Annotated in this window: 24 protein-coding genes; 15 read left to right on the forward strand and 9 right to left on the reverse strand. The window is 65.7% G+C overall.

Annotated elements, in window-relative coordinates:
* Positions 1 to 73: 73 nt before the first annotated feature.
* From ACJH6I_RS24940 to ACJH6I_RS24950, 3 genes are all read right to left on the reverse strand, one after another.
* A complete protein-coding gene (locus ACJH6I_RS24940; RefSeq protein WP_318985618.1) occupies positions 74 to 790 on the reverse strand; it encodes a class I SAM-dependent methyltransferase in 717 nt (238 codons plus the stop codon).
* A complete protein-coding gene (locus tag ACJH6I_RS24945) occupies positions 784 to 2004 on the reverse strand; it encodes a glycosyltransferase family 4 protein (RefSeq protein ID WP_318985678.1) in 1221 nt (406 codons plus the stop codon). The genes ACJH6I_RS24940 and ACJH6I_RS24945 overlap by 7 nt, the downstream gene beginning before the upstream one ends.
* Positions 2005 to 2168: 164 nt before the next feature.
* Positions 2169 to 3764: an FAD-dependent oxidoreductase gene (locus ACJH6I_RS24950; RefSeq protein WP_318985617.1), complete on the reverse strand. Its 1596-nt coding sequence runs from the start codon at positions 3762 to 3764 to the stop codon at positions 2169 to 2171.
* A 194-nt stretch (positions 3765 to 3958) separates the two neighbouring features.
* Between ACJH6I_RS24950 and ACJH6I_RS24955 the strand changes: the two genes are divergently transcribed.
* The gene (locus ACJH6I_RS24955; protein ID WP_318985616.1) at positions 3959 to 4546 is read left to right on the forward strand and encodes a TetR/AcrR family transcriptional regulator; all 588 of its coding nucleotides are present in this window, start codon (positions 3959 to 3961) and stop codon (positions 4544 to 4546) included.
* Between the two features lie 210 nt (positions 4547 to 4756).
* Here the strand turns inward: ACJH6I_RS24955 and ACJH6I_RS24960 are convergent, their stop codons facing one another.
* Positions 4757 to 5059 carry a hypothetical protein gene (locus tag ACJH6I_RS24960; protein WP_346415380.1) on the reverse strand — a complete coding sequence of 101 codons (303 nt, stop codon included), beginning with the start codon at positions 5057 to 5059 and terminating at the stop codon, positions 4757 to 4759.
* A gap of 388 nt (positions 5060 to 5447) precedes the next feature.
* Here ACJH6I_RS24960 and ACJH6I_RS24965 point away from each other — a divergent pair, with 388 nt between their 5' ends.
* From ACJH6I_RS24965 to ACJH6I_RS25000, 8 genes are all read left to right on the forward strand, one after another.
* Positions 5448 to 7052 carry an FMN-binding glutamate synthase family protein gene (locus tag ACJH6I_RS24965; RefSeq protein ID WP_406784724.1) on the forward strand — a complete coding sequence of 535 codons (1605 nt, stop codon included), beginning with the start codon at positions 5448 to 5450 and terminating at the stop codon, positions 7050 to 7052.
* Between the two features lie 124 nt (positions 7053 to 7176).
* The gene (locus ACJH6I_RS24970; protein WP_318985614.1) at positions 7177 to 7449 is read left to right on the forward strand and encodes a DUF4235 domain-containing protein; all 273 of its coding nucleotides are present in this window, start codon (positions 7177 to 7179) and stop codon (positions 7447 to 7449) included.
* 115 nt (positions 7450 to 7564) lie between these two features.
* Positions 7565 to 9646, forward strand: coding sequence for a catalase (locus ACJH6I_RS24975; RefSeq protein ID WP_406775574.1), 2082 nt, complete (start codon positions 7565 to 7567; stop codon positions 9644 to 9646).
* A gap of 160 nt (positions 9647 to 9806) precedes the next feature.
* Positions 9807 to 10376, forward strand: coding sequence for a CsbD family protein (locus tag ACJH6I_RS24980; protein ID WP_318985612.1), 570 nt, complete (start codon positions 9807 to 9809; stop codon positions 10374 to 10376).
* A 26-nt stretch (positions 10377 to 10402) separates the two neighbouring features.
* A complete protein-coding gene (locus ACJH6I_RS24985; protein WP_318985611.1) occupies positions 10403 to 11071 on the forward strand; it encodes an IF2 family translation initiation factor in 669 nt (222 codons plus the stop codon).
* 112 nt (positions 11072 to 11183) lie between these two features.
* Positions 11184 to 11402 carry a hypothetical protein gene (locus ACJH6I_RS24990; protein ID WP_318985610.1) on the forward strand — a complete coding sequence of 73 codons (219 nt, stop codon included), beginning with the start codon at positions 11184 to 11186 and terminating at the stop codon, positions 11400 to 11402.
* A gap of 68 nt (positions 11403 to 11470) precedes the next feature.
* Positions 11471 to 11974 (forward strand): SRPBCC family protein, encoded by a 504-nt coding sequence (locus ACJH6I_RS24995; RefSeq protein ID WP_318985609.1) that lies wholly within the window; start codon positions 11471 to 11473, stop codon positions 11972 to 11974.
* A 10-nt stretch (positions 11975 to 11984) separates the two neighbouring features.
* The gene (locus ACJH6I_RS25000) at positions 11985 to 12614 is read left to right on the forward strand and encodes a hypothetical protein (protein ID WP_318985608.1); all 630 of its coding nucleotides are present in this window, start codon (positions 11985 to 11987) and stop codon (positions 12612 to 12614) included.
* 22 nt (positions 12615 to 12636) lie between these two features.
* Here the strand turns inward: ACJH6I_RS25000 and ACJH6I_RS25005 are convergent, their stop codons facing one another.
* Together ACJH6I_RS25005 and ACJH6I_RS25010 are read right to left on the reverse strand one after the other, a co-directional pair.
* A complete protein-coding gene (locus ACJH6I_RS25005; protein ID WP_318985607.1) occupies positions 12637 to 13776 on the reverse strand; it encodes an ATP-binding protein in 1140 nt (379 codons plus the stop codon).
* A complete protein-coding gene (locus ACJH6I_RS25010) occupies positions 13776 to 14510 on the reverse strand; it encodes a response regulator transcription factor (RefSeq protein ID WP_061003466.1) in 735 nt (244 codons plus the stop codon). Before ACJH6I_RS25010 ends, ACJH6I_RS25005 begins: the two co-directional genes overlap by 1 nt.
* 137 nt (positions 14511 to 14647) lie before the next feature.
* Here ACJH6I_RS25010 and ACJH6I_RS25015 point away from each other — a divergent pair, with 137 nt between their 5' ends.
* From ACJH6I_RS25015 to ACJH6I_RS25025, 3 genes are read left to right on the forward strand one after another with little or no spacing between them, the layout of a single operon-like run.
* Positions 14648 to 14947: a hypothetical protein gene (locus tag ACJH6I_RS25015; RefSeq protein WP_318985606.1), complete on the forward strand. Its 300-nt coding sequence runs from the start codon at positions 14648 to 14650 to the stop codon at positions 14945 to 14947.
* Positions 14948 to 14995: 48 nt separating this feature from the next.
* Complete coding sequence (locus ACJH6I_RS25020; RefSeq protein WP_318985605.1) at positions 14996 to 16231, forward strand: CaiB/BaiF CoA-transferase family protein; 1236 nt, start codon at positions 14996 to 14998, stop codon at positions 16229 to 16231.
* Positions 16224 to 17372, forward strand: coding sequence for a thiolase family protein (locus ACJH6I_RS25025; protein WP_318985604.1), 1149 nt, complete (start codon positions 16224 to 16226; stop codon positions 17370 to 17372). Before ACJH6I_RS25020 ends, ACJH6I_RS25025 begins: the two co-directional genes overlap by 8 nt.
* A gap of 134 nt (positions 17373 to 17506) precedes the next feature.
* Here ACJH6I_RS25025 and dmpG read toward each other — a convergent pair whose 3' ends face one another.
* From dmpG to ACJH6I_RS25040, 3 genes are read right to left on the reverse strand one after another with little or no spacing between them, the layout of a single operon-like run.
* Positions 17507 to 18517, reverse strand: a complete 1011-nt coding sequence (dmpG, locus tag ACJH6I_RS25030) for a 4-hydroxy-2-oxovalerate aldolase (RefSeq protein WP_318985603.1) — start codon at positions 18515 to 18517, stop codon at positions 17507 to 17509.
* Positions 18514 to 18969, reverse strand: a complete 456-nt coding sequence (locus tag ACJH6I_RS25035; protein ID WP_318985602.1) for a hypothetical protein — start codon at positions 18967 to 18969, stop codon at positions 18514 to 18516. The genes dmpG and ACJH6I_RS25035 overlap by 4 nt, the downstream gene beginning before the upstream one ends.
* Complete coding sequence (locus ACJH6I_RS25040) at positions 18966 to 19592, reverse strand: TetR/AcrR family transcriptional regulator (protein WP_406775573.1); 627 nt, start codon at positions 19590 to 19592, stop codon at positions 18966 to 18968. The genes ACJH6I_RS25035 and ACJH6I_RS25040 overlap by 4 nt, the downstream gene beginning before the upstream one ends.
* Positions 19593 to 19669: 77 nt before the next feature.
* Between ACJH6I_RS25040 and ACJH6I_RS25045 the strand changes: the two genes are divergently transcribed.
* Genes ACJH6I_RS25045 through ACJH6I_RS25055 form a run of 3 tightly spaced genes read left to right on the forward strand, consistent with a single transcriptional unit; the run spans position 19670 to position 23030 of the window.
* Positions 19670 to 21184, forward strand: a complete 1515-nt coding sequence (locus tag ACJH6I_RS25045; protein ID WP_318985600.1) for a bifunctional 3-(3-hydroxy-phenyl)propionate/3-hydroxycinnamic acid hydroxylase — start codon at positions 19670 to 19672, stop codon at positions 21182 to 21184.
* Positions 21181 to 22050 (forward strand): alpha/beta fold hydrolase, encoded by an 870-nt coding sequence (locus ACJH6I_RS25050; protein ID WP_138248325.1) that lies wholly within the window; start codon positions 21181 to 21183, stop codon positions 22048 to 22050. Before ACJH6I_RS25045 ends, ACJH6I_RS25050 begins: the two co-directional genes overlap by 4 nt.
* Positions 22047 to 23030, forward strand: a complete 984-nt coding sequence (locus ACJH6I_RS25055; RefSeq protein ID WP_318985599.1) for a VOC family protein — start codon at positions 22047 to 22049, stop codon at positions 23028 to 23030. The genes ACJH6I_RS25050 and ACJH6I_RS25055 overlap by 4 nt, the downstream gene beginning before the upstream one ends.
* Positions 23031 to 23097: the final 67 nt, after the last annotated feature.

Consider the following 23097-nt stretch of genomic DNA (forward strand, 5'->3'; position numbering starts at 1 on the left):
ACTGGACCAAGACCGCCGACGAGATCTTCGAACGACTCGGTTCATATCTTCAACGAATTCCCGGCGCAGGACACTAGGCCGCCGGCTTCTGAAAATACAGTGCGATGCTCTTGCCGATCAGCGGGTTCAGCGCATCCTCCGCCACGCGAGTCAGCCACGGCTTGGACATCATGTCCCATACCAGCAACTTGTGATACGCCGCTACAGCCGGATGATCCGGTTTATCGACTCCCACAGCACATTTGAGCCACCAGAATGGTGAGTGTAGGGCGTGTGCATGGTGCTGATGCTGAAACCGCATGCCATGGACCTCGACTTTTTTCAACAGCTCGTCGGCCCGGTAGATCCGGATGTGTCCACCTTCATTGGCGTGATACGCGTCGGACAGCAGCCAGCAGATCTTTTCGGGCATCCAGCGCGGCACTGTGATGGCGAGCAGGCCGCCGGGTTTGAGCACTCGAACCAACTCACCGATGGCTCGATCGTCCTCGGGTACGTGCTCGAGGATCTCCGAGGCGATAACGCAGTCGAATTCGCCGTCTCGGTAGGGCAATTCGAGGGCGTCACCCTTTACGACTTCGGCTTTTGCTCCGGGCGGGGCCTCTCCTTGGTCGGCCATCGCCTGCAGGATGGCGTCGACGTTGTTGAGCTCCTCGCCGTCCTGGTCGAACGCCACCACGTCGGCGCCTCGACGGTACGCCTCGAATGAGTGCCGGCCTGCGCCGCAACCGACATCGATGACGGTTGTCCCAGCGCCGATCTTCAGGCGGTCAAAATCTACGGTCAGCATATTGCCCTCTCGTATACCGAAACAGTCTGCTCGGCAACCGATTCCCAACTGAAGACAGCCTCGGCCCGACGTCGTCCGTTCGTACCGAGCCGGGCCAGTTCCGCGGGCGAACCGAGCAGTTCGCCGAGCACTGCGGTCAGCTCGCCGACGTCGCCGGGCGTCACCAACCGGGCGCAGTCATCATCGGCGCCCAACACCTCGGGCAGCGCTCCGGCGCGGCTTGCCACGATGGGCGTTCCGCTGGCCATGGCCTCCACCGCAGGCAGGGAGAAACCTTCGTAAAGCGAAGGAATGCAGGCGATTTCCGCAGATGCCAGCAACGTGGCGAGTTCCTCATCGGCGAGCCCGCTGGAGATCGTCACGATGTCCGAGATGCCGAGTTCGGCGATCAGTTTCTCGGTGGGCCCGTTGGGGTCGAGCTTGGACACCAACTGCACGTCGAGTTCGTGATCCGCGCGCAACCGAGCCACGGCGTGCAACAAATGGCTGACTCCCTTGAGCGGCACGTCTGCACTGGCAATGGCGATGATCCGCCCGCGCAGCCTGGTCGTCCGCGGGCGGAACAGTTCTGTGTCCACACCGAGCGGCACGACGTGTATCCGGCTGGGCTGCACCCCGAAATCGGCCGCGATGTCAGCTGCGGACGCCGTCGACACCGTCAGCAGTTCAGGAATCTTGCAGGCCACCCGCTTCTGCATCTGGACGAAGCCATACCACCTGCGCACCAGTGGCTTTCGCCACCATTGGGCAGCAGCTACGTCGACCATCCGATCCCGGGTGATCGGATGGTGGACTGTCGCGACCACTGGTAAACCGACTGCCTGCACAGCGAGCAGCGCCGAACCCAGGCTCTGGTTGTCGTGCACCACGTCGAACTCGTCACGGCGAGCGCGAAGCAGGCGCGCAACGCGCATACAAAACGTGCGTGGCTCCGGGAACCCCGCAGTCCACATGGTCAGCACCTCGAGCACGTCGACGAGGTCACGGATTTCTCGGATGTGTGGCACGCGGAAAGGATCAGGCTCGCGATACAGGTCAAGGCTCGGGACCTTGGTGAGCCGTACTCGCGGGTCCAGTCCTTCGGGGTAAGGCTGGCCTGAAAACACCTCGACTTCGTGGCCGGCTTCGACCAAGCCGCGGCTGAGGTGGCGGACGTAGACGCCTTGGCCACCACAGTGGGTCTTGCTGCGGTAGGACAGCAGGGCGATGCGCATATCAGTCCACCATCGATTTGATCCGCGCCGTCGGGCGACAGAATCTGGACACCTGTCCAGACTATAGTTTGATCGTCTAGATTCTGCAACGACGGCAACCGAAGCTCGACTGTGTGTTCTGGACTTCACCCGCGTCGTACCGCATCGTCGGCATCAGTCGGCGGTCACTCGCAGGACTGTGCTGCGGCGACCATCTCATGCAGCGAGACGAGTTTCGATCGAGGTCGTCCTGCGGCCTGTCCCCGCTCGAGTTCGGTGGCGTCAATGGACTGCCAGCCGGCCCAACTCAGCCGGTCGACACCACGTTCCATCAGCAGGTCCAGCAACGCATCCCGCTGGGGCACTTCCTGTTTCAGCTTGCCCGCGTTGAAATCCTCCCAAAGCGCCGCTACTGTCTCCGCAGCGCACGTCCGGTTGCTGCCGATGACGCCACGCGGGCCGCGCTTGATCCACCCCGCGACATACACTCCCGGAACCGGTGACTGCGCGTCGTCGTGTACTCTGCCCGCTTTGTTGGGCACGATGCCGCGTTCCGCATCGAACGGCAAGCCTGCGATGGGCTTACCCCGATACCCGATGGACCTCAACAACAGTGACGTCTCCAGAACGTCTCCGTCTTCGAGTCGCAGTGCGGTAACGCGTTCGGAGCCAGTTACTTCCAGTGGAGTTGCGCCGAACCGGAATATGATGCGCTTATGTCCTGGAGTACGGGCACGTCCTGCGTACTCGCGTGCGACCGCAATCTTGTACGACGACTCAAAGTCGCTCGCCGCACTGTCCTCCATGGCGTCACCTTCGATGACCACGTCCACACCCGGCAGATGCCCGAGCGCCAGAAACTCGCTGACTGAGAAGGCGGCATTGGCGAGCCCACGCCGACCCAGGATCACGACTTCTTCAATACCGCTGTCTCGCAGGGCTTTCAAAGCATGCTCGGCAATGTCGGTGTTGGTCAGTGCGGTCTGATCCATCAGGAGCACCCGCGCGACATCCAGCGCGACATTCCCGTTGCCGACGATTACTGCGCGACCACCGGTCAGATCGAAGTCATGAGCCGTGTGATCGGGATGGCCGTTGTACCAGCCGACGAAATCTGCAGCCGGGTAGCTACCTGGTAGTGCCTCCTGGGGCAGCCCGAGTGCACGGCTGTCGGACGCTCCCACCGCATAGATGACGGCGTGGTGAGCGGCCACCAGCTCATCGTGTGAAATATCGCGGCCGACTTCGACATTGAAATGACAGCGCAATTGCTGGCGGCCGAAGGTCGCGTTGAACATCCGAACCACCGATTTGGTTCGCTGGTGATCCGGTGCCACCCCGGCGCGAATCAACCCGAACGGCGTCGGAAGCCGCTCGAACAGATCAACTTCCACGCCGTCGGTGGCGATCAGCTCTGCGGCCGCGTAGCAAGCCGCCGGGCCAGAACCAACCACCGCCACACGCAACGAGCCGGCCGGCACCGGCATCCGACGCGCAACCTCGGGACTGTTCTCGGCCCGCAACGGATTGCGTTCGAAGTATTCGGCGTTCAGCTCTTTGAACCGGGCCAAGTGTGGCGGCAGGTCCTCCTCGTAATAGATGGCATCGACGGGACATTCGTCGAAGCAGGCGCCGCAGTCGATGCAGCTTTCTGGGTCGATGTAGAGCATCTCTGCCGTGTCGGCGCCGCCCGATCGGTGGACCGGGCGGATGCAGTCCACCGGGCACGCGGCGACGCAGCTCGCATCCTTGCAGCAGTTCTGCGTGATCACGTACGCCACGGTTGCACCTTCCGCCGACCTGTCATTGACCCGTGGAAATATACTGGACAAGTGTCCAGTATCGCCAGACTAGGTGGGCGGCTTTTGGCCGTGGGCGCCGTGCGTTGTCTATCGAGACGTGGGGGTATTGCCTGTCTATCAGCGAAATTAACCGCAGGATTGCGCCGCATGCGTCTCTCGGATAAACTGGACATATGTCCAGCACATCGATGCTGCATGACGGATACTGGCATGATCCGGATCGCCGACATGCGATGATGCAGCGACGGGTGTTCGGTGCGGCCACAGCATTGCTCGATGAGGTGCCCCACGCGAGGAAGTTGCCCACAGCGCCCGAACTTGCCCGCCGGGCCGGGATAACTCAGTCAACGCTGTGTGCCCACTTCCCATCGGTCGATGCAGTGTTCGCGGGGCTCTACCTCGATCGAATGAGGCGCCTGCCGCTGACGGTTGATCCGACGATGCCCCCACGCCGCCGTGTTGGTGAACAGTTGCGGATGATCACTCTGCTCTGCGCGGACCAGCCTGACCTTGCGTTGGCGTGCAACAGGTCCCTACTGAGCGACGACGGTACGGTACTCGATATTCGGATCCGGATCGGTGAAGAGTTGCACCGGCGGATAGCCGCCACGGCGGGCAGTGGGGCCTGGCCGGAAGTCGTTGCGGCCCTCCAAACGATGTTCTGGGGAGCGCTGCTTCAAGTCCAAACGACGCGGTTGACCTGCCAGTCGCTGCTCGCCCGACTCGACACCATGGTCTCGCTCATACTCGCCGACGACTGAGCGATCCGAAAACTCTCGTTGGTTGTGTCACCTGGTCGTCGGAATGGCGCAATAGCTGTTTGTCCACCGGTCTCTGGGGCATCGGCCACGGCTCTGAAAACATCCAGTGTTGGCGGACAGGAGATCGCACCCGGGCCTCACGCCGAATAATTGACCGTTGATTCAACTATCAACCTGCAAATTGCGGTTCAAATACTCTGCCGCCATCTTTCATTGTTTGCAGTCGAGATCCACGTACGCAGTCTTGTACCGAACGAGATTGCCGACGTTCCCGGTTGGGCCTCGCTGTATCCAGGAGTGCTTGACAGCGGTGCCCTTGCGCACCGCGATAACGGTGCATTGCTCGATAGGTGCGTTGCCGATCTTGTTGAGTATCGGTCGAAGTCCTCGCGCTTCCAGATCGGCGATCGTGGCCTGGGCCGATGCCCGTACCTCGGGCGCGGCCAGCGCCGACGCCGACGAGCCCAAACTCAATGCGATCGCCACAGATGCAACCACGAGGCTCTTGGTCATACCGACGCCCACAATTCAATTCCCTTCCAGAATTCACGACGGATTATCTGCTTTTATCTTAGAATTCGATTCTAGCCAGGATCGAATGCGTGTCGAGATGCTCATACGTGACGCATAAAGAGCGCCTTGTCAAATTCATATTTGATTCACAACCATTTCCGACATTGCCAGGTCATGGCGGCCGCATAGGGGTCGGCCGACTGTCTTGCACCTCGACGGCCGACGCGGTCAGGAATGTCCCGTCCACCCGGACGAACGCCTCTGCCGGCGATGCCGTCGGCACACCGCGCGGCTTGTCGCACCGGATCCACAGGCAAGCGGCGCCTGAAACGGCTGATTCTGGGGTATGAGGCCGACAGTGGATCGCCAAGTGAAGAAGAAGGTTGATGTGATTCGGTTCGGAATCGTCGCGGCGTTGGTCGCCGTTGCGGCAGGCCTTGCCGTGACTGGGCTGTTCGGTGGTTGGGTGTGGTGGATTGCCGCGGTGGCAGTAGGTGGGCTGGCCGCCGTCGGCGTTTTCGATGTGACCCAGCGACGTCATTCGGTGCTGCGCAACTACCCGGTGATCGGGCACATCCGGTACCTGCTGGAGGCGGTGCGTCCGGAACTGCAGCAGTACTTCATCGAACGCAACTTTGACGGCCGACCGTTCGACCGCGACATCCGCTCACTGATCTACGAGCGGGCCAAGGGGACCGCGGCCGAACTGTCGTACGGCTCGGAACGCGATGTCGACGAGGCCGGGTACGAGTACCTGGTGCACTCGACCGCGCCGGTCGAGCCCCCGCCGCAGCCCTACCGGGTTCGTATCGGAGGCCCGGACTGCACCCAGCCCTATGACATGGCACTGCTGAACGTGTCGTCGATGAGTTTTGGGGCGCTCTCGGCCAACGCGTTGAAGGCCCTGAATGCCGGGGCGCAACGGGGCGGCTTCGCGCACGATACGGGCGAAGGCGGTTTGACGCCCTACCATCTCGGGGGCGCGGATGTGGTGTGGGAGATCGGGTCCGGGTATTTCGGCGCGCGCACCGCCGACGGACACTTCGACCCTGACCAGTTCGCCGACAAGGCCGCACACGATGCGGTCAAATGCGTCTCGCTCAAGCTGAGCCAGGGTGCCAAACCGGGCGTGGGCGGTGTGCTGCCCGCGTCGAAGGTGAGCAAGGAGATCGCCGAATATCGTGGGGTGCCCGCGGGGGAGAAGTGTGTGAGTCCCGCTGCGCACTCGGCGTTTTCGACGCCACGCGAGCTGGTGCAGTTCGTGGGTCGGCTCCGCGAACTGTGCGGCGGCAAGCCGGTGGGATTCAAACTGTGCGTGGGTTCTCGAGTGGACTTCTTGGCGATCTGCAAAGCGATGCGCGCCGAGGGGGTGACTCCCGACTTCATCATCGTCGACGGTGCCGAGGGCGGAACGGCCGCTGCGCCACTGGAATACGAGGACCACGTCGGGCTTCCGCTCACCGATGGATTGATGACGGTGCACAACGCACTGGTCGGTACCGGTCTGCGCGACGTCATCCGCATCGGCGCCAGCGGCAAGGTAGCCGCGGGCAATGACATCATCAAACGGCTCATTCAGGGCGCCGACTACACCAACGCTGCGCGCGCCATGATGATGGCGATCGGATGTATCCAATCGCAGCGTTGTCACACCAATCACTGCCCGGTCGGGGTCGCCACTCAGGACCCGCGACGGGCGCGAGCTCTGGACGTCGACGACAAGAGCGCCCGCGTGTATCGCTACCAGAAGGCCACTGTCGAGCAGGCAATGAAAATCATGGGCTCGATGGGGATCGCCGATCCGGCAATGCTGTCGCCGCATCTGCTGCGCAAGAAAGTCTCGGCCACCCAGCAGGTCTCGTACGCGGAACTCTACGAATGGTTGGCGCCCGGTGAACTCATCGAGCAGGCGCCGGAAAGCTGGGCCTTCGACTGGGCGGCCGCCGATGCCGATTCGTTCCGGCCCATCGTGCGATCTCGGCGAGTGTCCTGACGCCTCCACGCCTTTGGCGTTGGGCTGCCGCCGAGACGTGTGGCGATTGACGTGGCCGCACTCGGGGTAACTCTCAGCCACGGCTCGGATCAGTCGGGGGCCGTCAGATATGCCAAGGAGAACGATGAGCAAGTTATCGAAGTCGCTGTATCTGCCGCTGTCGGCTGCGTTCAGCGTGGTGGGCGGCCTGGTGGCCGGCAAGGTCTTCAGTGTGCTGTGGGAGCGGATCGACGACTCGGGCGAGGGACCTCCAGACCCCAAGGATCTGAACCGCTCGGGCAGCCAGGCGTTGTTGGCCGCGGGTGTGCAGGGCCTGGTCTTCGGCCTTGTCAGAGCGGCCGTGGATCGAGCAGGGGCACGCAGCTACCGCGCTGTGGCGCACGAGAATCCGGTGTAAGGGCGACGCGCAACGAAGAAGTTTGCATCGCAGCGGGTTTGGGTATGGGGTTCTGAGGCTCGGGGCAGTCCCGTGCGCTTGGTTGTAGCGTTTCTCGTTCCGTCAGGAGACACCCATGCCCCCTCGCCGCAAGCGTGACCAGTCCGCCCCCGCCGGTGTCGGCCCTGCGGGAACGCAGGGCGACGAACCGGCGCGCGCCCAGTCGGGGCAGTTCCTGACGACGAGTCAGGGACTGCGCCTGACCGACACCGACCATTCCTTGAAGGCAGGTCCCCGCGGCCCGTCGCTGTTGGAGGACTTCCATCTTCGCGAGAAGATCACCCACTTCGACCACGAGCGCATACCCGAGCGCGTGGTGCATGCCCGCGGCGCTGCGGCGCACGGGGTCTTCGAGTCGTACGGCACCGCTTCGTCGTTCACGAGAGCAGCGTTCCTGGGACGCAAGGGGACGACCACCGACGTCTTCGTGCGCTTCTCCACTGTGCTGGGATCGCGCGGTTCTGCCGACACGGTGCGTGATACCCGCGGCTTTGCGGTCAAGTTCTACACCGACGAAGGCACATTCGATCTGGTGGGCAACAACATCCCGGTCTTCTTCATCCAGGACGGCATCAAGTTTCCCGATGTCGTGCACGCGGCCAAACCGCACCCGGATCGCGAAATCCCCCAAGCACAGTCGGCACACGATACGTTCTGGGACTTCGTCTCCCTGCACACCGAGACCACCCACCACGTCTTCTGGAACATGAGCGATCGCGGCATTCCGCGCTCGTTCCGCACCATGGAAGGCTTTGGCGTACATACCTTCCGGCTGACGAACGCGGCCGGCAAGACCAGCCTGGCCAAGTTTCACTGGAAGCCGGCCGCCGGCGTGCATTCCCTGGTGTGGGAGGAAGCGCAGATCGCCGCCGGTGTGGACCCGGACTTCCACCGCCGTGATCTGGCCGACGGGATCGAAGCGGGCGCCTTCTTCGAATACGAACTGGGACTGCAGATTCTGCCCGATGACGGCACCGACACGTTCGAGAGCATCGACCTGCTGGATCCGACCAAACTCGTGCCGGAAGAACTGGCGCCGGTCCAACTGGTCGGCAAGCTCACGCTCAACCGCAACCCCACGAACTACTTCGCAGAGACCGAACAGGTCGCTTTTCACGTCGGTAATCTGGTGCCCGGCATCGAGCCCACCAATGACCCACTGCTGCAGGCCCGCCTGTTCTCCTACGTCGACACCCAGCTCACGCGCCTGGGTGGCCCGAACTTCACCCAGCTGCCCATCAACCGGCCCCATTGCCCGGTCAACGACATGTTGCGCGACGGGATGCATCAGACGGCGATCCACACCGGCCTGGCGCCGTATCGCCCGAACAGCATCGACGGTGACGAGCCTCGCCCAGCAGAAGCGAAAGATGGTGCCTACGTCCACTTTCCGCGACGGATCGAGGGAGAAGCGGTCCGTGCACAGCCGGCCTCCTTCGACGACCACTTCAGCCAGGCGACCCTCTTCTATCGCAGTTTGAGTGCGGTGGAACAGTCACACCTCGCCGACGCCTTCATTTTCGAATTGGGCAAGGTCTACGAACAAGGCATCAAAGAACGCGAACTGCAGGTGCTCGCCAACGTCGATTCCGCGCTCTGCGAAAAGGTCGCGGCTGCGCTCGGGCTGCCGGCACCGAAAGGCCGTCCCGCCGAGGATGTTCCGTTGTCACCGGCGTTGGCGCAGGTGACAACGGAACCAGGACCGATCGTCGGCCGGAAGATCGGCATTCTCGCCGATGCGGGTTCAGACCTCGCGGGCGTGGCCAAACTCGTGAAGGCCGCGACCGCCGCGGGCGCGGCCGCCTTGGTCATCGCCCCGACCGGCGGGGTGTTGAAGGCCGGCCGTCGCCAGGTGACCGTGGACCGAACTCTGGCCACGGTCCGTTCGATCGAAGTCGACGCCCTCGTCGTCGCCGCGGGGACAAAACCACTGCGCGACGCCAGGCTGGTCGTTCTGTTGCAGGAAACCTTCCGGCACTTCAAAGTTCTCGCGGCGTGGGGTGATGGCGACGCGGTACTCAAAGCGGCGAAGCTCCCGCTGAAGGCTCCGGGAGTCGAGCTCGGCGAGGATGTCGACAAGGACTTCATCGCGCGCCTGACAGCGGCACTCGGGCTGCACCGGGCATGGGACCGGGACACGAGTAACGCTCTCCGGTGATGCCGTCGCCGCCGCTCGCCGGAATGCCCGGGTTGATTCAAATCACACGTGCCCGATCGCGAGCCTCGATCGATGGTCCGTGCCTGTTCAGCGCGCTGTTCGCGCGCCAGAGGCGACCCTGACTCGCCGGAACGGTGTTTGAAGAACGCACAAAACGAGCATGGCACAGGTCATGGGCGAACATGAGAAAGCTGATGAGGCACGTAAAGGCCTGATCGATTCGATCAAAGGCAAAGCAAAAGAGATCGCCGGCGCAGTGACCGGCAACGATTCATTGACCGCGGAAGGGCAACTGGAGCAGGCCCAGGCGCGGGCCCGCAAAGAGGCCAACGCCATCGAGGCCGTCGCGGACGCCGAGGCCGACTCCGCCACCGGTCTGTTGTCTTCGGCGCACCATCAGGCAGCTGGTGCCCGAGGGGTGGTGCGGTCCGGCACCGAGGCCGCAGAGCAGGCAGCACGGGATCAGCAGGTGTCCCAGGTTCAGCAGACAGCGCAGACGGCGCGTCATCGCGCTGCCGAAGAGCAGGTTCGCGCGAGCGTCGAGGAGCAGCGCGAGGAACGGCAGGCGGAGATCCGGGAAACGGTCGAGACCGCGGCAGCCGGCCGGGAGGCGGGTGACGCGCTCGCCGAACACCGCGCCGCGCAGAAAGCGGCGGACGAAGAGCAAGCCGAGGCCCGTCGCCTTCGCGAACGCGCCGAGACCCTCACCGACCGAACCAACCTGCCCTGAAAGACATTGACAAACAAGGAGATATCGTGAGCATCACCGAATTGCCGTTACAGGTTTTGCGAATGCAATACCGCCTGGCCCGGTTTCCGCTGCAGTTCATCGAGGATCGATGGATCACCCGCTTGGACGCCGAAGCACCCGCTCGGCTGATCTATGAGCGGTCACTTGGCGGGCTCGATGCTGCCGTCGGCGGAGTGCTCGGCGATTCCACGTTGCGCAGGCGGGGTGCGGCCCTGGCCCGGCGAAGCGAGGTCCGTGCCGAAGCGGTGGTGCGGAGCATGGATGCGGCCCAACGGCGTAAAGAGGCGGGCGCACAGCTGGAGGACTCGCTGGCAGAGGTCGCGGACGACCGCGACGAAGCCGTGGCCGCCAAGCAGGACGCGGTGTCCGATGCCCGGGAGCGCGCGCAGCAGCGTAAGCGGCAGGCGGCGGAAGCGGCCGACAAGCGCATTGCCGAGGCCGCCAAGGCTAGCCGGGCCGAGGCCGATCGGAAGAAGGAAGCCGTCGAAGCCGCTGAACGGCAACGGCTGCAACGGATCAACAAAGCCGAAGAGAAGGCGGCGGCTGCGGCCGAAGCCGCACTCGAGGATGTCCGCGACAAGCGCGCTGCCGCGGCAGCCAAGCGCGAGCAGGCTGAGCAGGTCGAGGTGCTTGCCGACGCCGAGAAGCAGAACCGGCGGGCGGGTCGGGTCTGACGCGGAATCCCGACACTGGTTCCGGGCGCCGGACATGGGCGACTACGCCGCTGTCCGGCGCCCGGTCGTGCACTCCTGTTTGTCAACGGGGTCCCACGGGTAAATCCGCCCCATGAGCCACGATCCATTTTCCGCACCCGACGACGCCCGGACCCCGAATGCCGTCGTCCCGTCGAACCCGTCTGCGGTGGGTGAATGGGGCGTCGCGCCCCAAGGATCGCCTCAACCCGACGACGAGACGGAGCACACCATCAAGGTCGGCGTGGTCGTCTGGCTTCTACTGGCAACGGCACTGATCGTCTTCCTCGCCTACTTCGCCGTCCGTTCGTAGGGCCATAACGACAGTGGCTTCGTCGGCGGCACAGCGAAACGGGTCTTCAGGCTCTGAAAGGAAATCGCATGGCTGACAACGTGCTTGACAGCGGCCTGGCCGTGCGGCGGCACAGCACCGCGACCCGCCAGGAGGTCTGGAACGTCATCGCCGACGGCTGGACGTACTCCCAGTGGGTGGTGGGCAACAGTCGGATGCGCGCCGTCGACGCCGGCTGGCCCGCCGTCGGCAGCCGCATCCAGCACTCGATCGGGGTGTGGCCGTTCCTCGTCAACGACGTCACTGAAGTAGAGGACTGCCGCCCACTGGAGGAGCTGGTGTTGCTCGCCAGTGCCGGCGTCTTCGGCCGGGCGCGCATCTTCCTTCGGTTGTCCGATACGCCGACCGGCGGCTGCCTCATCGAGATGGCCGAGGTGCCGGTTGGACTACCGATGCGTTGGATACCGGACAAGGTGGCCCTGGCGGCGGTCATGCCGCGCAACCGGGAGTGCACGCTGCGGCTCGCCGCCATCGCCGAACGCCGAACCACAACCAGCGACGATGCGGTGCGATCGGTGGGCGAGTCCGTGTGAGAATCGGGCCATGGGGCGTAGCGGGGGAAAGAGCCCGATCGGCAGAGTGATCGGGACGCTGTTCGGGTTCGGGATGTTGGCGCTGGCGGTCGTGATCTTCCTTGGTGCCAAGGACGACCCGGCCGAACTGATCCGATCGGGCGACGTGGTGACGCCCACCGAGCGTGTCCACGTCGTGTATCTCGACCGATCGCAGTCGAACATTCGTTGCACGGCAACGACATCTCGCGGCCAGACCGAGCCGTTGGAGCCGTTCACCGGGGCGCACGACGAGAAGCGATTCGGTGGCAAGCGGATTTTCCTGATCCCCCGGGGCAAGTACTACCGGGCCGTCGGGGAGTTGCCGCTCGACCGCGGGCCGGTGACCGTGCGGTGTCCCGGAGCGAGCCGGATCTGGGTGAGCGCGCCGCCCAGCGGCTGGTCGTGGCCCATCGTCGTCTTCGTCGCGCTCGGGGTGGCGTGCCTCGTCGTGTTCATTGTTGTGATGCTGCGCCGCCGGGGCGGGCAGAGCGGCGGACCGTCGTATCCCGCGCCGCCGCAACAGGGTTATCCCGGCTACCCACCGCCGGGGTATCCGGGCTACCCGCCGTCCGGCAATCCCGATCCGGGCTATCCGCCGAACCCGAACTGGCCGCGCTAGACGTTCACGCAGGCGCGATTGGTCAGGACTCGCGTGACCCCGCGAGCGCCGTTGCGCGGCTGGGTAATTCCACGGTGAACGTCGCGCCCGTGCCGAGACCGGCACTGGTCGCGGTGATCCGGCCGTGGTGGGCGTCGACGAGGGCCTTCGCGATCGCCAGCCCGATGCCGGAACCGCCGTGTGCGCGGTCGCGTGCCGAGTCGGCGCGGTAGAACCGCTCGAACAACCGCGGCAGATGTTCGGCGGCGATGCCGTCACCGTCGTCCGATACCCGGATCTGCACCGAACCGCCGGCGTGCGTGGCCGTCACCTGCACCGTGCCGCCGGTATCGGTGTGCCGCAGTGCGTTCGTCAGCAGGTTGGCCAGCACCTGGTCGAGGCGTTGCGGGTCGGCCCACAGATCGGGCAGTCCGGGATCGATATCCGATGTCAGCGCAACGCCTTTCGCGCGGTACGGCGCGGCGAAGGCGTCGACGGCCGCACCGATCAGCGTTGCGGGTGCGACGGATTGCCTGTCTACGAGCGCCATGTCGCGTTCGGCGTCGGACAGCGCCCGTACGTCGGAGCTGAGCCTGGCGAGACGACGCGTCTGGTCGCGCAGCACGCCGATCGTGGTCGCGTCGAGGGGATGGATGCCGTCTTCGATCGACTCGAGATACGCGTTGATGACGGAGACGGGTGTGCGAAGCTCGTGCGCCAGGTCGGCCAGCAGCTGACGCCGGGTGGTTTCGACGGAGCCGAGCTGCTCGGCCATGGTGTTGAAAGCGTCTGCGATGGCGTCGAATTCGGTGCCCAGGTGGGGTGGTGAGACGCGGATGTCGTAGTTCCCGTCGGCGACCGCGGTGGCGGCGGCGGCGAGTTCGGCCGTCGACCGGTGCATCCGCCGACTCAGGTACCAGCTCAGTGCCAGCGCGGTCGTGGCGGCCACCGCGAGCGACATTCCCACCGAGACGGCGGTCGCCTGCCGGAAGGCGTGCTCATAGGGATGCGGACCGGTGCGCCCCGGGACGAGGACGTCCTGCATCACCTTGCGGAACATCGGCGGGCCGATGATGAGGGCGACGGTCGTCGTGGTGGCGATGGCCGCGATGACGACGACCGCGTTGGTGACCAGCAGGCGACTCCGAATGCCGTGCTTGCTGCGCGGATGGTTCTGGGCCATCAGCCTTCTCCCATCCGGTACCCGACGCCGCGGACCGTCGTGACGTAGCGCGGCTCGGCCGAGTTGTCGCCGAGCTTGCGACGCAGATGGCCGACGTGGACGTCGACGACGTTGTCGTTGCCGAACCACGATTCGCCCCACACGGCTTCCAGCAGTTGATGTCGCGTCCATACCTGCCGCGGGCGCGACGACAGCGCGGCCAGTACGTCGAACTCGGTGCGGGTCAGCATGATCGGGGCGCCGCCGAGCAGAGTCTGTCGGCTGTCGGTGTCGATGTGCAGCTCCCCGAACACGCGTGGCGGTGTCCCCGTCTCGGGGACGGATTCGGGGGCACGGCGGGGCCGCCGCAACATGGCCCGAATCCGGGCCACGACCTCGCGGGGACTGAACGGTTTGGTGACGTAGTCATCGGCGCCGACCGACAGCCCCACGATGGTGTCGATCTCAGTGTCGCGGGCCGTCAGCATCACGACGTACGCGTCGGAGAACACCCGAAGCTGTCGGCATACCTCGATGCCGTCGAGGCCCGGCAGTCCGATGTCGAGGACCACGACGTCGGGGTCGAGTTCGCGGGCGGCGACAAGAGCCGACGGGCCGTCGGCCGCGACTCGTACCTCGAACTGTTCGCGCTTGAGGTAGCTGGCCACGACATCGGCCAGCGCCGCCTCGTCGTCGACGACCAGCGCGCGCAGGCTCGGCGTCGGTTCAGTGCCGTTCACCTGCTCATAGTGCACCCGCGCGGTGGTGCGGTCGACCGGATGACCAGGTCAGCGCCGCGTTCTTTAACGAATCTTCATCGTTCCTCCGGGGAACCCTTGTCGGCCGATTCGAGTCTGGACGACGTCAGAAACCACCGTGAAGGGACATCGACATGATCAGCAAGATCGCTTTCTTCGCCACCGCCGCCGCGGCGCTGGCCGCTGCCACCTTGACCGCCGCCGGCCCGGCGCAGGCCGCCAGTGCGTCCGGCAACAACGGCGCCGACGTCGTCTCCACGCTGCGCAGCGAGGGTTACAACGTGCAGGTCGACGGGGCCCCGAGCGCTCCGCTGTCCGCCTGCACGGTGACGGGCGTGCACGGGTTGCCGAATCTCGCGGACCCGACCCAGCGCGCGGACACCCGCATGATCAACAACGTCTACGTCGACGTGACCTGTGCGTCGGACTCCTGAACGGGGTCGCAGCGCGCCGACCGGCGGCGACATGGTTATGTGAGGGGCGTGACCGAAGCGCAGTCGCTGCCGCTGGCCGGGATCACCGTCGTCGCGATGGAGCAGGCGGTGTCCGCGCCGATGTGTACGCGCGTGCTGGCCGACTTCGGCGCCCGCGTGATCAAGGTCGAGAATCCCCGAGGCGGCGACTTCGCCCGCGACTACGACGACGTGGTGCTCGGCCAGGCGGCGCATTTCGTGTGGGCCAACCGGGGCAAGCAGTCGATCAGCCTGAACCTCAAGTCCGACAAGGGCATTGCGGTGCTGCACCAGTTGCTCGACCGGGCCGACGCGTTCGTCTCCAACCTGGCGCCGGGCGCCACCGCGCGACTGGGGTTGTCACCGGAGGACCTCGGCAGGCGGCACCCGCAGGTGATTCCCGTCGAGATCGATGGCTACGGGCCGGGCGGACCCCTTTCCCAGAAACGTGCGTACGACCTGTTGGTGCAGGCGGAATCCGGGTCATGTGCGGCCACCGGCTTCCCGGGCATGCCGGCCAAGCCGGGTCCGCCCGTCGCCGATATCTCCACCGGCCTGTACTCGGCGCTGTCCATCATGGCGCTGCTGTTGGGCCGCGCCCGTGGTGTCTCTGTCGGTGCGGCGCCGTCGGTCGCGGTGAGCCTGTTCGACACGATGACCGACATCATGGGTTACCCGCTGACCTACACCCAGCACTCGGGCGTGAACCAGCAGCCACTCGGGATGGCATCGCCTGCCGTGGCACCATATGGCGCGTTCGCTACGCGCGACGGACAGACCGTCGTTCTCGGGACGACCAACGACAGGGAATGGCAGCGCCTGGCCCGGGAGATCATCGAGCGGCCCGACCTCGCCTCGGACCCTCGATTCGCGAGTAATTCGGACCGCTGCGCGCACCGCGACGAGCTTCACGCCGCCATCGGATCCTGGTGCGCTGAGCGCGATCTCGAGGATATCCAGCGGATCGCCGACGCCGCCGGCATCGGCAATTCGCGGTACAACCTGCCCAGTGAGGTGATCGCACATCCGCACCTCAAGTCCCGCGACCGGTGGCGTCAGGTCAGCACCCCGAATGGCCCCATCGAGGCGTTGTTGCCGCCGCCGGTGATCAGCGGCCTGGAGCTGAACATGGGGGCAATCCCCGGACTGGGCGAGCACACAGATGTGATACTCGGCGAATTGGGTTACCGCGCTGAAGATATCGCCGGCCTGCGGGCCGCCGGTGCCATCGGCGATGTCTATGGATCAGGGAGCGACCATGCGTGAAGTCGTCATTGTCGAGGCCGTGCGGACCGCCGTCGGCAAGCGCAACGGGGGACTGGCCGGCCAGCATGCCGCCGACCTGTCGGCCGTGGTGTTGAACGAACTGATGGAGCGGTCCGGAGTGGCCCCCGAACTCGTCGACGACGTGGTGTGGGGCTGTGTCTCGCAGGTCGGCGACCAGTCGAGCAATATCGCCCGCTGGTCGGTGCTCGCGGCCGGCTGGCCCGAGTCGATCCCGGGCACGACGGTCAACCGGGCCTGCGGATCGTCGCAGCAGGCACTGGATTTCGCGGTCCAGGCGGTGATGTCCGGTCAGCAGGACGTCGTGGTGGCCGGCGGTGTCGAGGTGATGAGCCGGGTGCCGCTCGGTGCGGCCCGCCAGACCGGCGAGCCGTACGGGCCGAAAGCGCTTGCCCGGTATGACGGTTTCGGTTTCAACCAGGGCATCTCGGCGGAGATGATCGCGCAGAAGTGGGGTCTGTCGAGGGCCCGGCTGGACGAGTACTCGGCGCGGTCGCACGAACTCGCCGCGGCTGCACAGGATTCGGGCGCGTTCGTCACGCAGATCGTTCCGGTGTTCACCGAGGACGGTGGTGTGGTGCACGAGGACGAGGGCATCCGGCGCGGGACGACGGTCGAGAAGCTGGGTGGCCTCAAGCCGGCATTCCAGGAGGACGGCGTGATCCACGCCGGCAACTCCTCGCAGATTTCCGATGGTGCGGCAGCACTTTTGGTGATGACGCTGGAGAACGCGCTGCAGCTCGGCCTCACCCCGCTGGTGCGGTATGTCGGCGGTGCGGTGACGGGCGCCGACCCGGTCCTGATGCTGACGGGCCCGATCCCGGCCACCGAAAAGGTGCTGCGCAAGACCGGTGTGAAGATCGGCGACATCGGTGTCTTCGAGGTGAACGAGGCGTTCGCCCCGGTACCGCTGGCCTGGCTCGCCGACACCGGCGCCGACGAGGCGGCGCTCAATCCCCTCGGTGGCGCGATCGCGCTGGGGCACCCGCTCGGCGCGTCCGGCGCGGTGCTGATGACTCGCATGATCAACCACATGCGGGACAACGGAATTCGCTACGGCCTGCAGACCATGTGCGAGGGCGGCGGCACCGCCAACGCGACGCTGGTGGAACTGGTGGCGTAGCACGGGGGAGGGCGGCGTTCGTTGACCTGACGGTGTTTCCGAGACCAACTGGATGGCGGAGATTGCCGCGGAATATCGCCGTGCAGTTGGTCTCGCGGACCGGATGGACGCCTAGGCCGGGGGGCTACCTGGTCTCAGCAACGCCGGCGACCACCGGTGAGGTCCAGCGCGATATCCACCAGCATGTCCTCTTGCCCACCGACGAGTCCGCGTCGCCCCGCTTCTTCCAGCAGCGTTCGCGTGTCGACGTCGAAGCGTTCGGCGGCAATCTCCGCGTGCCGCAGGAAGCTCGAGTACACGCCCGCGTAGCCGAGCGTCAGGGTCTCCCGGTCGACGCGCACCGGGCGGTCCTGTAGCGGCCGCACCAGATCGTCGGCGGCATCCTGCAACGCATGCAGATCGCAGCCGTGCTCCCAGCCCAGCTTGGTGGCCGCGGCGATGAAGACTTCCAGCGGTGCGTTGCCGGCTCCGGCGCCCATCCCGGTCAACGACGCGTCGACCCGGTTGGCGCCGTGCTCGACCGCGGCGATCGAATTGGCCACTCCCAGAGACAGATTGTGGTGGGCGTGGATGCCGATTTCTGTTGCAGGGTCCAAGGTTTGGCGCAGTGCGTCAACGCGGTCGGCGACGTCGCGCATCGTCATCGCCCCGCCGGAGTCGACGACGTAGACGCAGGTGGCGCCGTAACTCTCCAACAGCTTCGCCTGCGTGGCGAGGACCGCCGGCGTGGCGAGGTGGCTCATCATCAGGAAGCCGACGGGGTCCATGCCGAGCTCGCGGGCGGCGGCGAGATGGCGGGCGGAGAGCTCGGCCTCGGTGCAGTGGGTACCGACACGGACGACGGTGACGCCGGCGCGATGCGCGTCGCGCAACCGGCGCACGGTACCGATGCCGGGGAGGATCAGCGTCGCGATCCGCGCCCGGGACACCGCGGCGGCGACGGCGGAGATCCACTCCAGGTCGGTGTGGGCGCCGAAGCCGTAGACACAACTGGACCCACCCAGTCCGTCGCCGTGCGCGACCTCGATGGAGGCGACGCCCCCGGCGTCGAGCGCCGTCGCGATGGCGACGGCCTGCGCGATGGTGTACTGGTGCCGGACGGCGTGCATGCCGTCACGCAGGGTGACGTCGCTGATGTAGATCATGTTGGGGCTCCGAGATTTTCAGTGGTGACCTCGACGAGTGCGGTCACCTTGGTGCCCGCGAAGGCGCCGATTTCCGGGATTCGGATCGGGCCGATGCTTTCGAACTGCACAGCCTGTTTGAGCTGGAAACCGGGCACGTAGGCGCTGATCCGTGCGACCGCGGCGCGGATGTCTCGTTCGATGGCCCCGTGATCGGCGGCACCGTCGACCAGACAGTAGACGGTGTTCCGCGTCGACGCGGAGGGGCTGAGCAGTGAGATGACCTTCGCATGCCGGGCGCCGGCGTTCTGCATTGCGGTACAGGTGGTTTCGATGAGATCGTCGACGCCGGCCCGGATGTCCGGGCCGGCGGAGTACGCCGGAATCGACGACACGACCTCGGCGTAGGCCACGCTCCCTGATCTTGCGACGGCGGCGACGATTGGCGCGGTGGCCCCGGCGATCGCGGTCATTGCGCGTTCTCGGCGAGCATCCGCATCGCCGTGTCATAGATGGCGTTGGCGTGCATCTCGAACAACTCGAGCAGGTCCACCGAATCGCCGCCGAGTTCCTTGGCGATGAAGAGTCCGTCGGCGCCGGCGATGGAGTAGTTCACCAGCAGCCGGACCTGGGCGTCGGTGAGACCCGGCGCGAGCTCGCTGAGCGCATCGGTGAGTGACTCGGTGGCCTGCGCGCGCGCCTGCAGGAACCGCGCGCGGGCACTCGGTTCGATGGGCCGGCGCTCCAGTGCGAGCATCAGGCCGAGGCGCAGGAAATCGGGATTGTCGAGCAGGCCTTTTGCGAGCTGCTTGGCGAGGCCGATGACGCGTTCGCGTGGCTCGCCGTCGGAGGGGAGTTCCCAGACCTTCAGCCATGTCTCGAAACTGCGGTCGATCACGGCGGCCAGCAGGTCGTCCTTGTCCTTGAAGTGCCAGTAGATGGAGCTGGCGGGCAGGCCGCACTTCTTGCTGACCAGGCCGATGCTGGTGCCCTCGTAGCCACGCTCGGAAGCAATCTCGTTGGCGGCGTCCAGGATTCGCTCGCGGGACTGTTCGCCGTCCGCCCGCTTGCGGCGGGTCTTGGGCGCTTCGGTCATTTTCACTCCCGACTCTTGACTCTGTAGTGATCACTACATTACCGTAGCGATCACTACAGAACAAGTGGGAGGCCCTAATGAGCAGTGCAGAGACCTACGACGTCGCGGTCGTCGGGTATGGCCCCACGGGTGCCACCGCGGCCAACCTGTTGGGCCAACTCGGCCTCAAGGTGGTTGTGATCGAACGAGACCCGGACATCTACAGTCGGGCGCGGGCGATCTCGACCGACGAGGAGGTGCTGCGGGTCTGGCAGTCGGTCGGGCTCGCTGAACGGCTGCAGCGCGACATGCTGCCCGACCGTCCGGTCGCATTCGTCGACGCCGACGGGCGCCCCTTCATCGAAACCGTGATCTACGGACGCGGCTGCGGCCATCCGTCGCAGCAGTTCCTGTACCAGCCGGCGGTCGACTCCGTGCTCCGCGAGGGGGTGGCCCGGTTCGCCAACGTCGAGGTGCTCCTGGAGCATGAATGCCTGCGGGTGACCAACCGGGCCGACGACGTCGAGCTGCTTCTCGCCGACCTGCGTGCCGACGCCTTCAAGCGGGTGACGGCCCGTTATGTCATTGCCTCGGACGGCGGCTCGTCGGCGACGCGCGGTGTGCTCGGCATCGGGTACAGCGGACGCACCTACGGCGAGCGCTGGGTCGTCATCGACACCAAGGTGATCAAAGAGTGGGATGCCCACGACCGCTTGCGGTTTCACTGCAACCCCGCACGCCCGACCGTCGACTGCCCGACGCCGCTCGGGCATCACCGGTGGGAGTACCCCGCTCGGGGATGCGAGGACGAGAAGGAGCTCACCAGCGACGAAGCGGTGTGGAAAGTGTTGCGGGAGCAGGGCGTCACGCCCGAGCACGTCGAGATCATGCGCGCTGTCGTCTACAGCCATCACGTCCGGGTGGCGGACCGCTGGCGCGTCGGACGGGTGTTCCTGGCCGGCGATGCCGCGCACGCCATGCCGCCGTGGATCGGCCAGGGGATGTCCGCCGGCGTCCGCGACGCCGCCAACCTGTGCTGGAAAATCGCCGCGGTGCTGCGCGGTCAGGCGCCCGACTCACTGCTGGATTCGTATGCCGCAGAACGCAAACCGCACGTCACAGAGGTCACCCGGCGCGCGGTGCTGGTTGGTCGGATCATCACCGAGCGGCGGCCCTGGCTGGCCGCGATCCGCAATCACGTCGTGCGGGCGCTGACCCGGATTCCCGGTGCCAATGCCGCGGGCCAGAAGTTCTGGTGGATACCTGACGCCCACTACGAGGACGGCTTCTTCGCGGCGACGCACCCCGCGGTGGGCTGGCAGATCCCGCAACCCACGGTGGGCGGCTTGCTGCTCGACGAGTTGCTCGGCGGGCGCTGGACGGTGCTGCACACCAACGCCGTCCCGACCGGGGCGGTGGCCTGGACGGCTGCCGGGGCGTCGGCCCTGCAGATCACCGAACCGAGTCTGGTGCGGTGGCTGCGTGACCGCAAGGCCGACGCCGTCGTACTTCGACCGGACGGATTCGTCTACGCCGCAACCTCTTCCGGACAACCACTCCCGGCTCCGCCGGCCGGACTGAACCTCACCACCCTGACAGGAGCATGCGCATGACCACCACCCTCACCGAACACACCGTCACCGTCGGCAGCCAGAAGATCTTTGTCGCCGAAGCGGGGTCGGGTCCTGCGGTGATGCTGCTGCACGGCGGCGGCCCGGGCGCCTCCGGCGTCTCCAACTACTCCCGCAACATCGACGCCCTCGCCAAGCGCTACCGCGTCCTCGTCCCCGACATGCCCGGCTACGGACGCTCGTCGAAGGGCATCGACAAGTCCGATCCGTTCGGCTCCCTGGCCGATGCGATGCGGGGGCTGCTCGACGAATTGAGCATCAGCACAGCACATCTGATCGGCAACTCCTACGGCGGCGCCGCGGCACTGCGCCTGGCGCTGGACACCCCCGGTCGCGTCGGCAAGCTGGTGCTCATGGGCCCCGGCGGTATCGGCACCACGCGCGGGTTGCCGACAGCTGGTCTCAACAGCCTGCTGGCGTACTACGGCGGCTCGGGCCCCAGCCGTGAGAAGCTGGCCACGTTCATCCGTAATTACCTGGTCTACGACGGTGACTCGGTACCCGACGAGCTGATCGACCTGCGCTACACGGCGTCCATCGACCCGGAGGTGGTGGCCAATCCGCCGCTGAGCCGGCCGTCGGGACCGTTCGCGCTGCGAACGCTCTGGCGCATGGACCTGACACGTGACGCGCGGCTGTCCTCGCTGCAGACGCCGACGCTGATCCTGTGGGGCCGCGACGACAAGGTGAACCGGCCATCGGGCGGGCCCATGCTGCAGAACATCATGCCCAACGCCGAACTGGTCATGACCAGCCGCACCGGGCACTGGATGCAGTGGGAGCGTGCCGAGCTGTTCAACCAGATGGTCGACGAATTCCTCTCGGACAGTGCGGTATTCCGGCCATGAGCGTCTTCGGCAATGTGTCACTCGGCTATCTGGTGGTCGAGACGGAGCGGTTCGCCGATTGGCGGCGGTTCGGTCGCGACGCGATCGGCATGCACCTCGACGACCTCGACACCGACGCGATCCGATTCCGGCTCGACGAACAGCAATGCCGGTTCCTGCTGCGGCGCGGGCCGGCCGAGGATGTCACCACGCTGGGCTGGCAGGTCTACGACCACGAGACCTTCGAGGAGATCCTCGGCCGCGTGCACCGGTGCGGCGTGCCCGTCACCGTCGGGACCGACGAGGAGGCCGCGCTGCGCGGCGTCGAGCGTCTGGTGCGGATACCCGGCCCCAACGGGCTGGCGCAGGAGCTGTACACCCGAGCGCACATCGACGGGCAATTGTCGGTGGCCGGAAAGGGTTTCGTCACCGGCGAATTCGGGCTGGGTCACGTCGCCGTCACCAGCACCAAGCCGCATCAGGTCCGCGGCTACTACAACACGCTGCTCGACGCCCGACTCAGCGACTTCATCGATGAAACCATGAGCGGTGTCAAGGTCAAGATCCGGTTCCTGCGGGTCAACCGGCGCCACCACTCCGTGGCGATCGCCGCGGTGAATCGGCTGTCGATCAACCCGATTCGGACCCGCGTGCAGCACCTCAACATTCAGGTCGCCGAGTTGGACGACCTGACGGACAGCTACCAACGCGTGCGAGCACTGGGGTTCGACATGGCCCTGGGAGTCGGGCAGCACACCAACGACCGCGAACTGTCGTACTACGCCGTCACCCCCTCGGGTTTCGAGTGGGAGGTCGGATGGAACCCGCTGATCGTTGACGAATCGACCTGGAAACCGACGACTCACCAGGGCATCAGCATCTGGGGCCACGAGATGCAGTCCAGCGTCGACAAGCTCGGGCAGTTCACGACCGCTGTCAAGTCATTGCTACACCGCGAAGACACCGTCCCGGCGCTCGCCGGGGCCGGAATCGCCGACTAATAACGCGATTTGTGCACGATATTCCGCGGTGGGCGCGGAATATCGTGCACGAATCACCGGAGGAGGA

This window comes from Mycobacterium sp. SMC-13 (assembly GCF_045311035.1).
In the GTDB taxonomy this organism is placed as follows: domain Bacteria; phylum Actinomycetota; class Actinomycetes; order Mycobacteriales; family Mycobacteriaceae; genus Mycobacterium.

Excerpts from the sequence above, each read along its gene's own strand:
- ACJH6I_RS24940 (WP_318985618.1), bottom strand. The coding sequence starts at position 790 with ATGCTGACCGTAGATTTTGACCGCCTGAAGATCGGCGCTGGGACAACC.
- ACJH6I_RS24945 (WP_318985678.1), bottom strand. The coding sequence starts at position 2,004 with ATGCGCATCGCCCTGCTGTCCTACCGCAGCAAGACCCACTGTGGTGGC.
- ACJH6I_RS24955 (WP_318985616.1), top strand. The coding sequence starts at position 3,959 with ATGTCCAGCACATCGATGCTGCATGACGGATACTGGCATGATCCGGAT.
- ACJH6I_RS24960 (WP_346415380.1), bottom strand. The coding sequence starts at position 5,059 with ATGACCAAGAGCCTCGTGGTTGCATCTGTGGCGATCGCATTGAGTTTG.
- ACJH6I_RS24970 (WP_318985614.1), top strand. The coding sequence starts at position 7,177 with ATGAGCAAGTTATCGAAGTCGCTGTATCTGCCGCTGTCGGCTGCGTTC.
- ACJH6I_RS24975 (WP_406775574.1), top strand. The coding sequence starts at position 7,565 with ATGCCCCCTCGCCGCAAGCGTGACCAGTCCGCCCCCGCCGGTGTCGGC.
- ACJH6I_RS24980 (WP_318985612.1), top strand. The coding sequence starts at position 9,807 with ATGGCACAGGTCATGGGCGAACATGAGAAAGCTGATGAGGCACGTAAA.
- ACJH6I_RS24990 (WP_318985610.1), top strand. The coding sequence starts at position 11,184 with ATGAGCCACGATCCATTTTCCGCACCCGACGACGCCCGGACCCCGAAT.
- ACJH6I_RS24995 (WP_318985609.1), top strand. The coding sequence starts at position 11,471 with ATGGCTGACAACGTGCTTGACAGCGGCCTGGCCGTGCGGCGGCACAGC.
- ACJH6I_RS25000 (WP_318985608.1), top strand. The coding sequence starts at position 11,985 with ATGGGGCGTAGCGGGGGAAAGAGCCCGATCGGCAGAGTGATCGGGACG.
- ACJH6I_RS25005 (WP_318985607.1), bottom strand. The coding sequence starts at position 13,776 with ATGGCCCAGAACCATCCGCGCAGCAAGCACGGCATTCGGAGTCGCCTG.
- ACJH6I_RS25015 (WP_318985606.1), top strand. The coding sequence starts at position 14,648 with ATGATCAGCAAGATCGCTTTCTTCGCCACCGCCGCCGCGGCGCTGGCC.
- ACJH6I_RS25025 (WP_318985604.1), top strand. The coding sequence starts at position 16,224 with ATGCGTGAAGTCGTCATTGTCGAGGCCGTGCGGACCGCCGTCGGCAAG.
- dmpG (WP_318985603.1), bottom strand. The coding sequence starts at position 18,517 with ATGATCTACATCAGCGACGTCACCCTGCGTGACGGCATGCACGCCGTC.
- ACJH6I_RS25035 (WP_318985602.1), bottom strand. The coding sequence starts at position 18,969 with ATGACCGCGATCGCCGGGGCCACCGCGCCAATCGTCGCCGCCGTCGCA.
- ACJH6I_RS25040 (WP_406775573.1), bottom strand. The coding sequence starts at position 19,592 with ATGACCGAAGCGCCCAAGACCCGCCGCAAGCGGGCGGACGGCGAACAG.
- ACJH6I_RS25045 (WP_318985600.1), top strand. The coding sequence starts at position 19,670 with ATGAGCAGTGCAGAGACCTACGACGTCGCGGTCGTCGGGTATGGCCCC.
- ACJH6I_RS25050 (WP_138248325.1), top strand. The coding sequence starts at position 21,181 with ATGACCACCACCCTCACCGAACACACCGTCACCGTCGGCAGCCAGAAG.
- ACJH6I_RS25055 (WP_318985599.1), top strand. The coding sequence starts at position 22,047 with ATGAGCGTCTTCGGCAATGTGTCACTCGGCTATCTGGTGGTCGAGACG.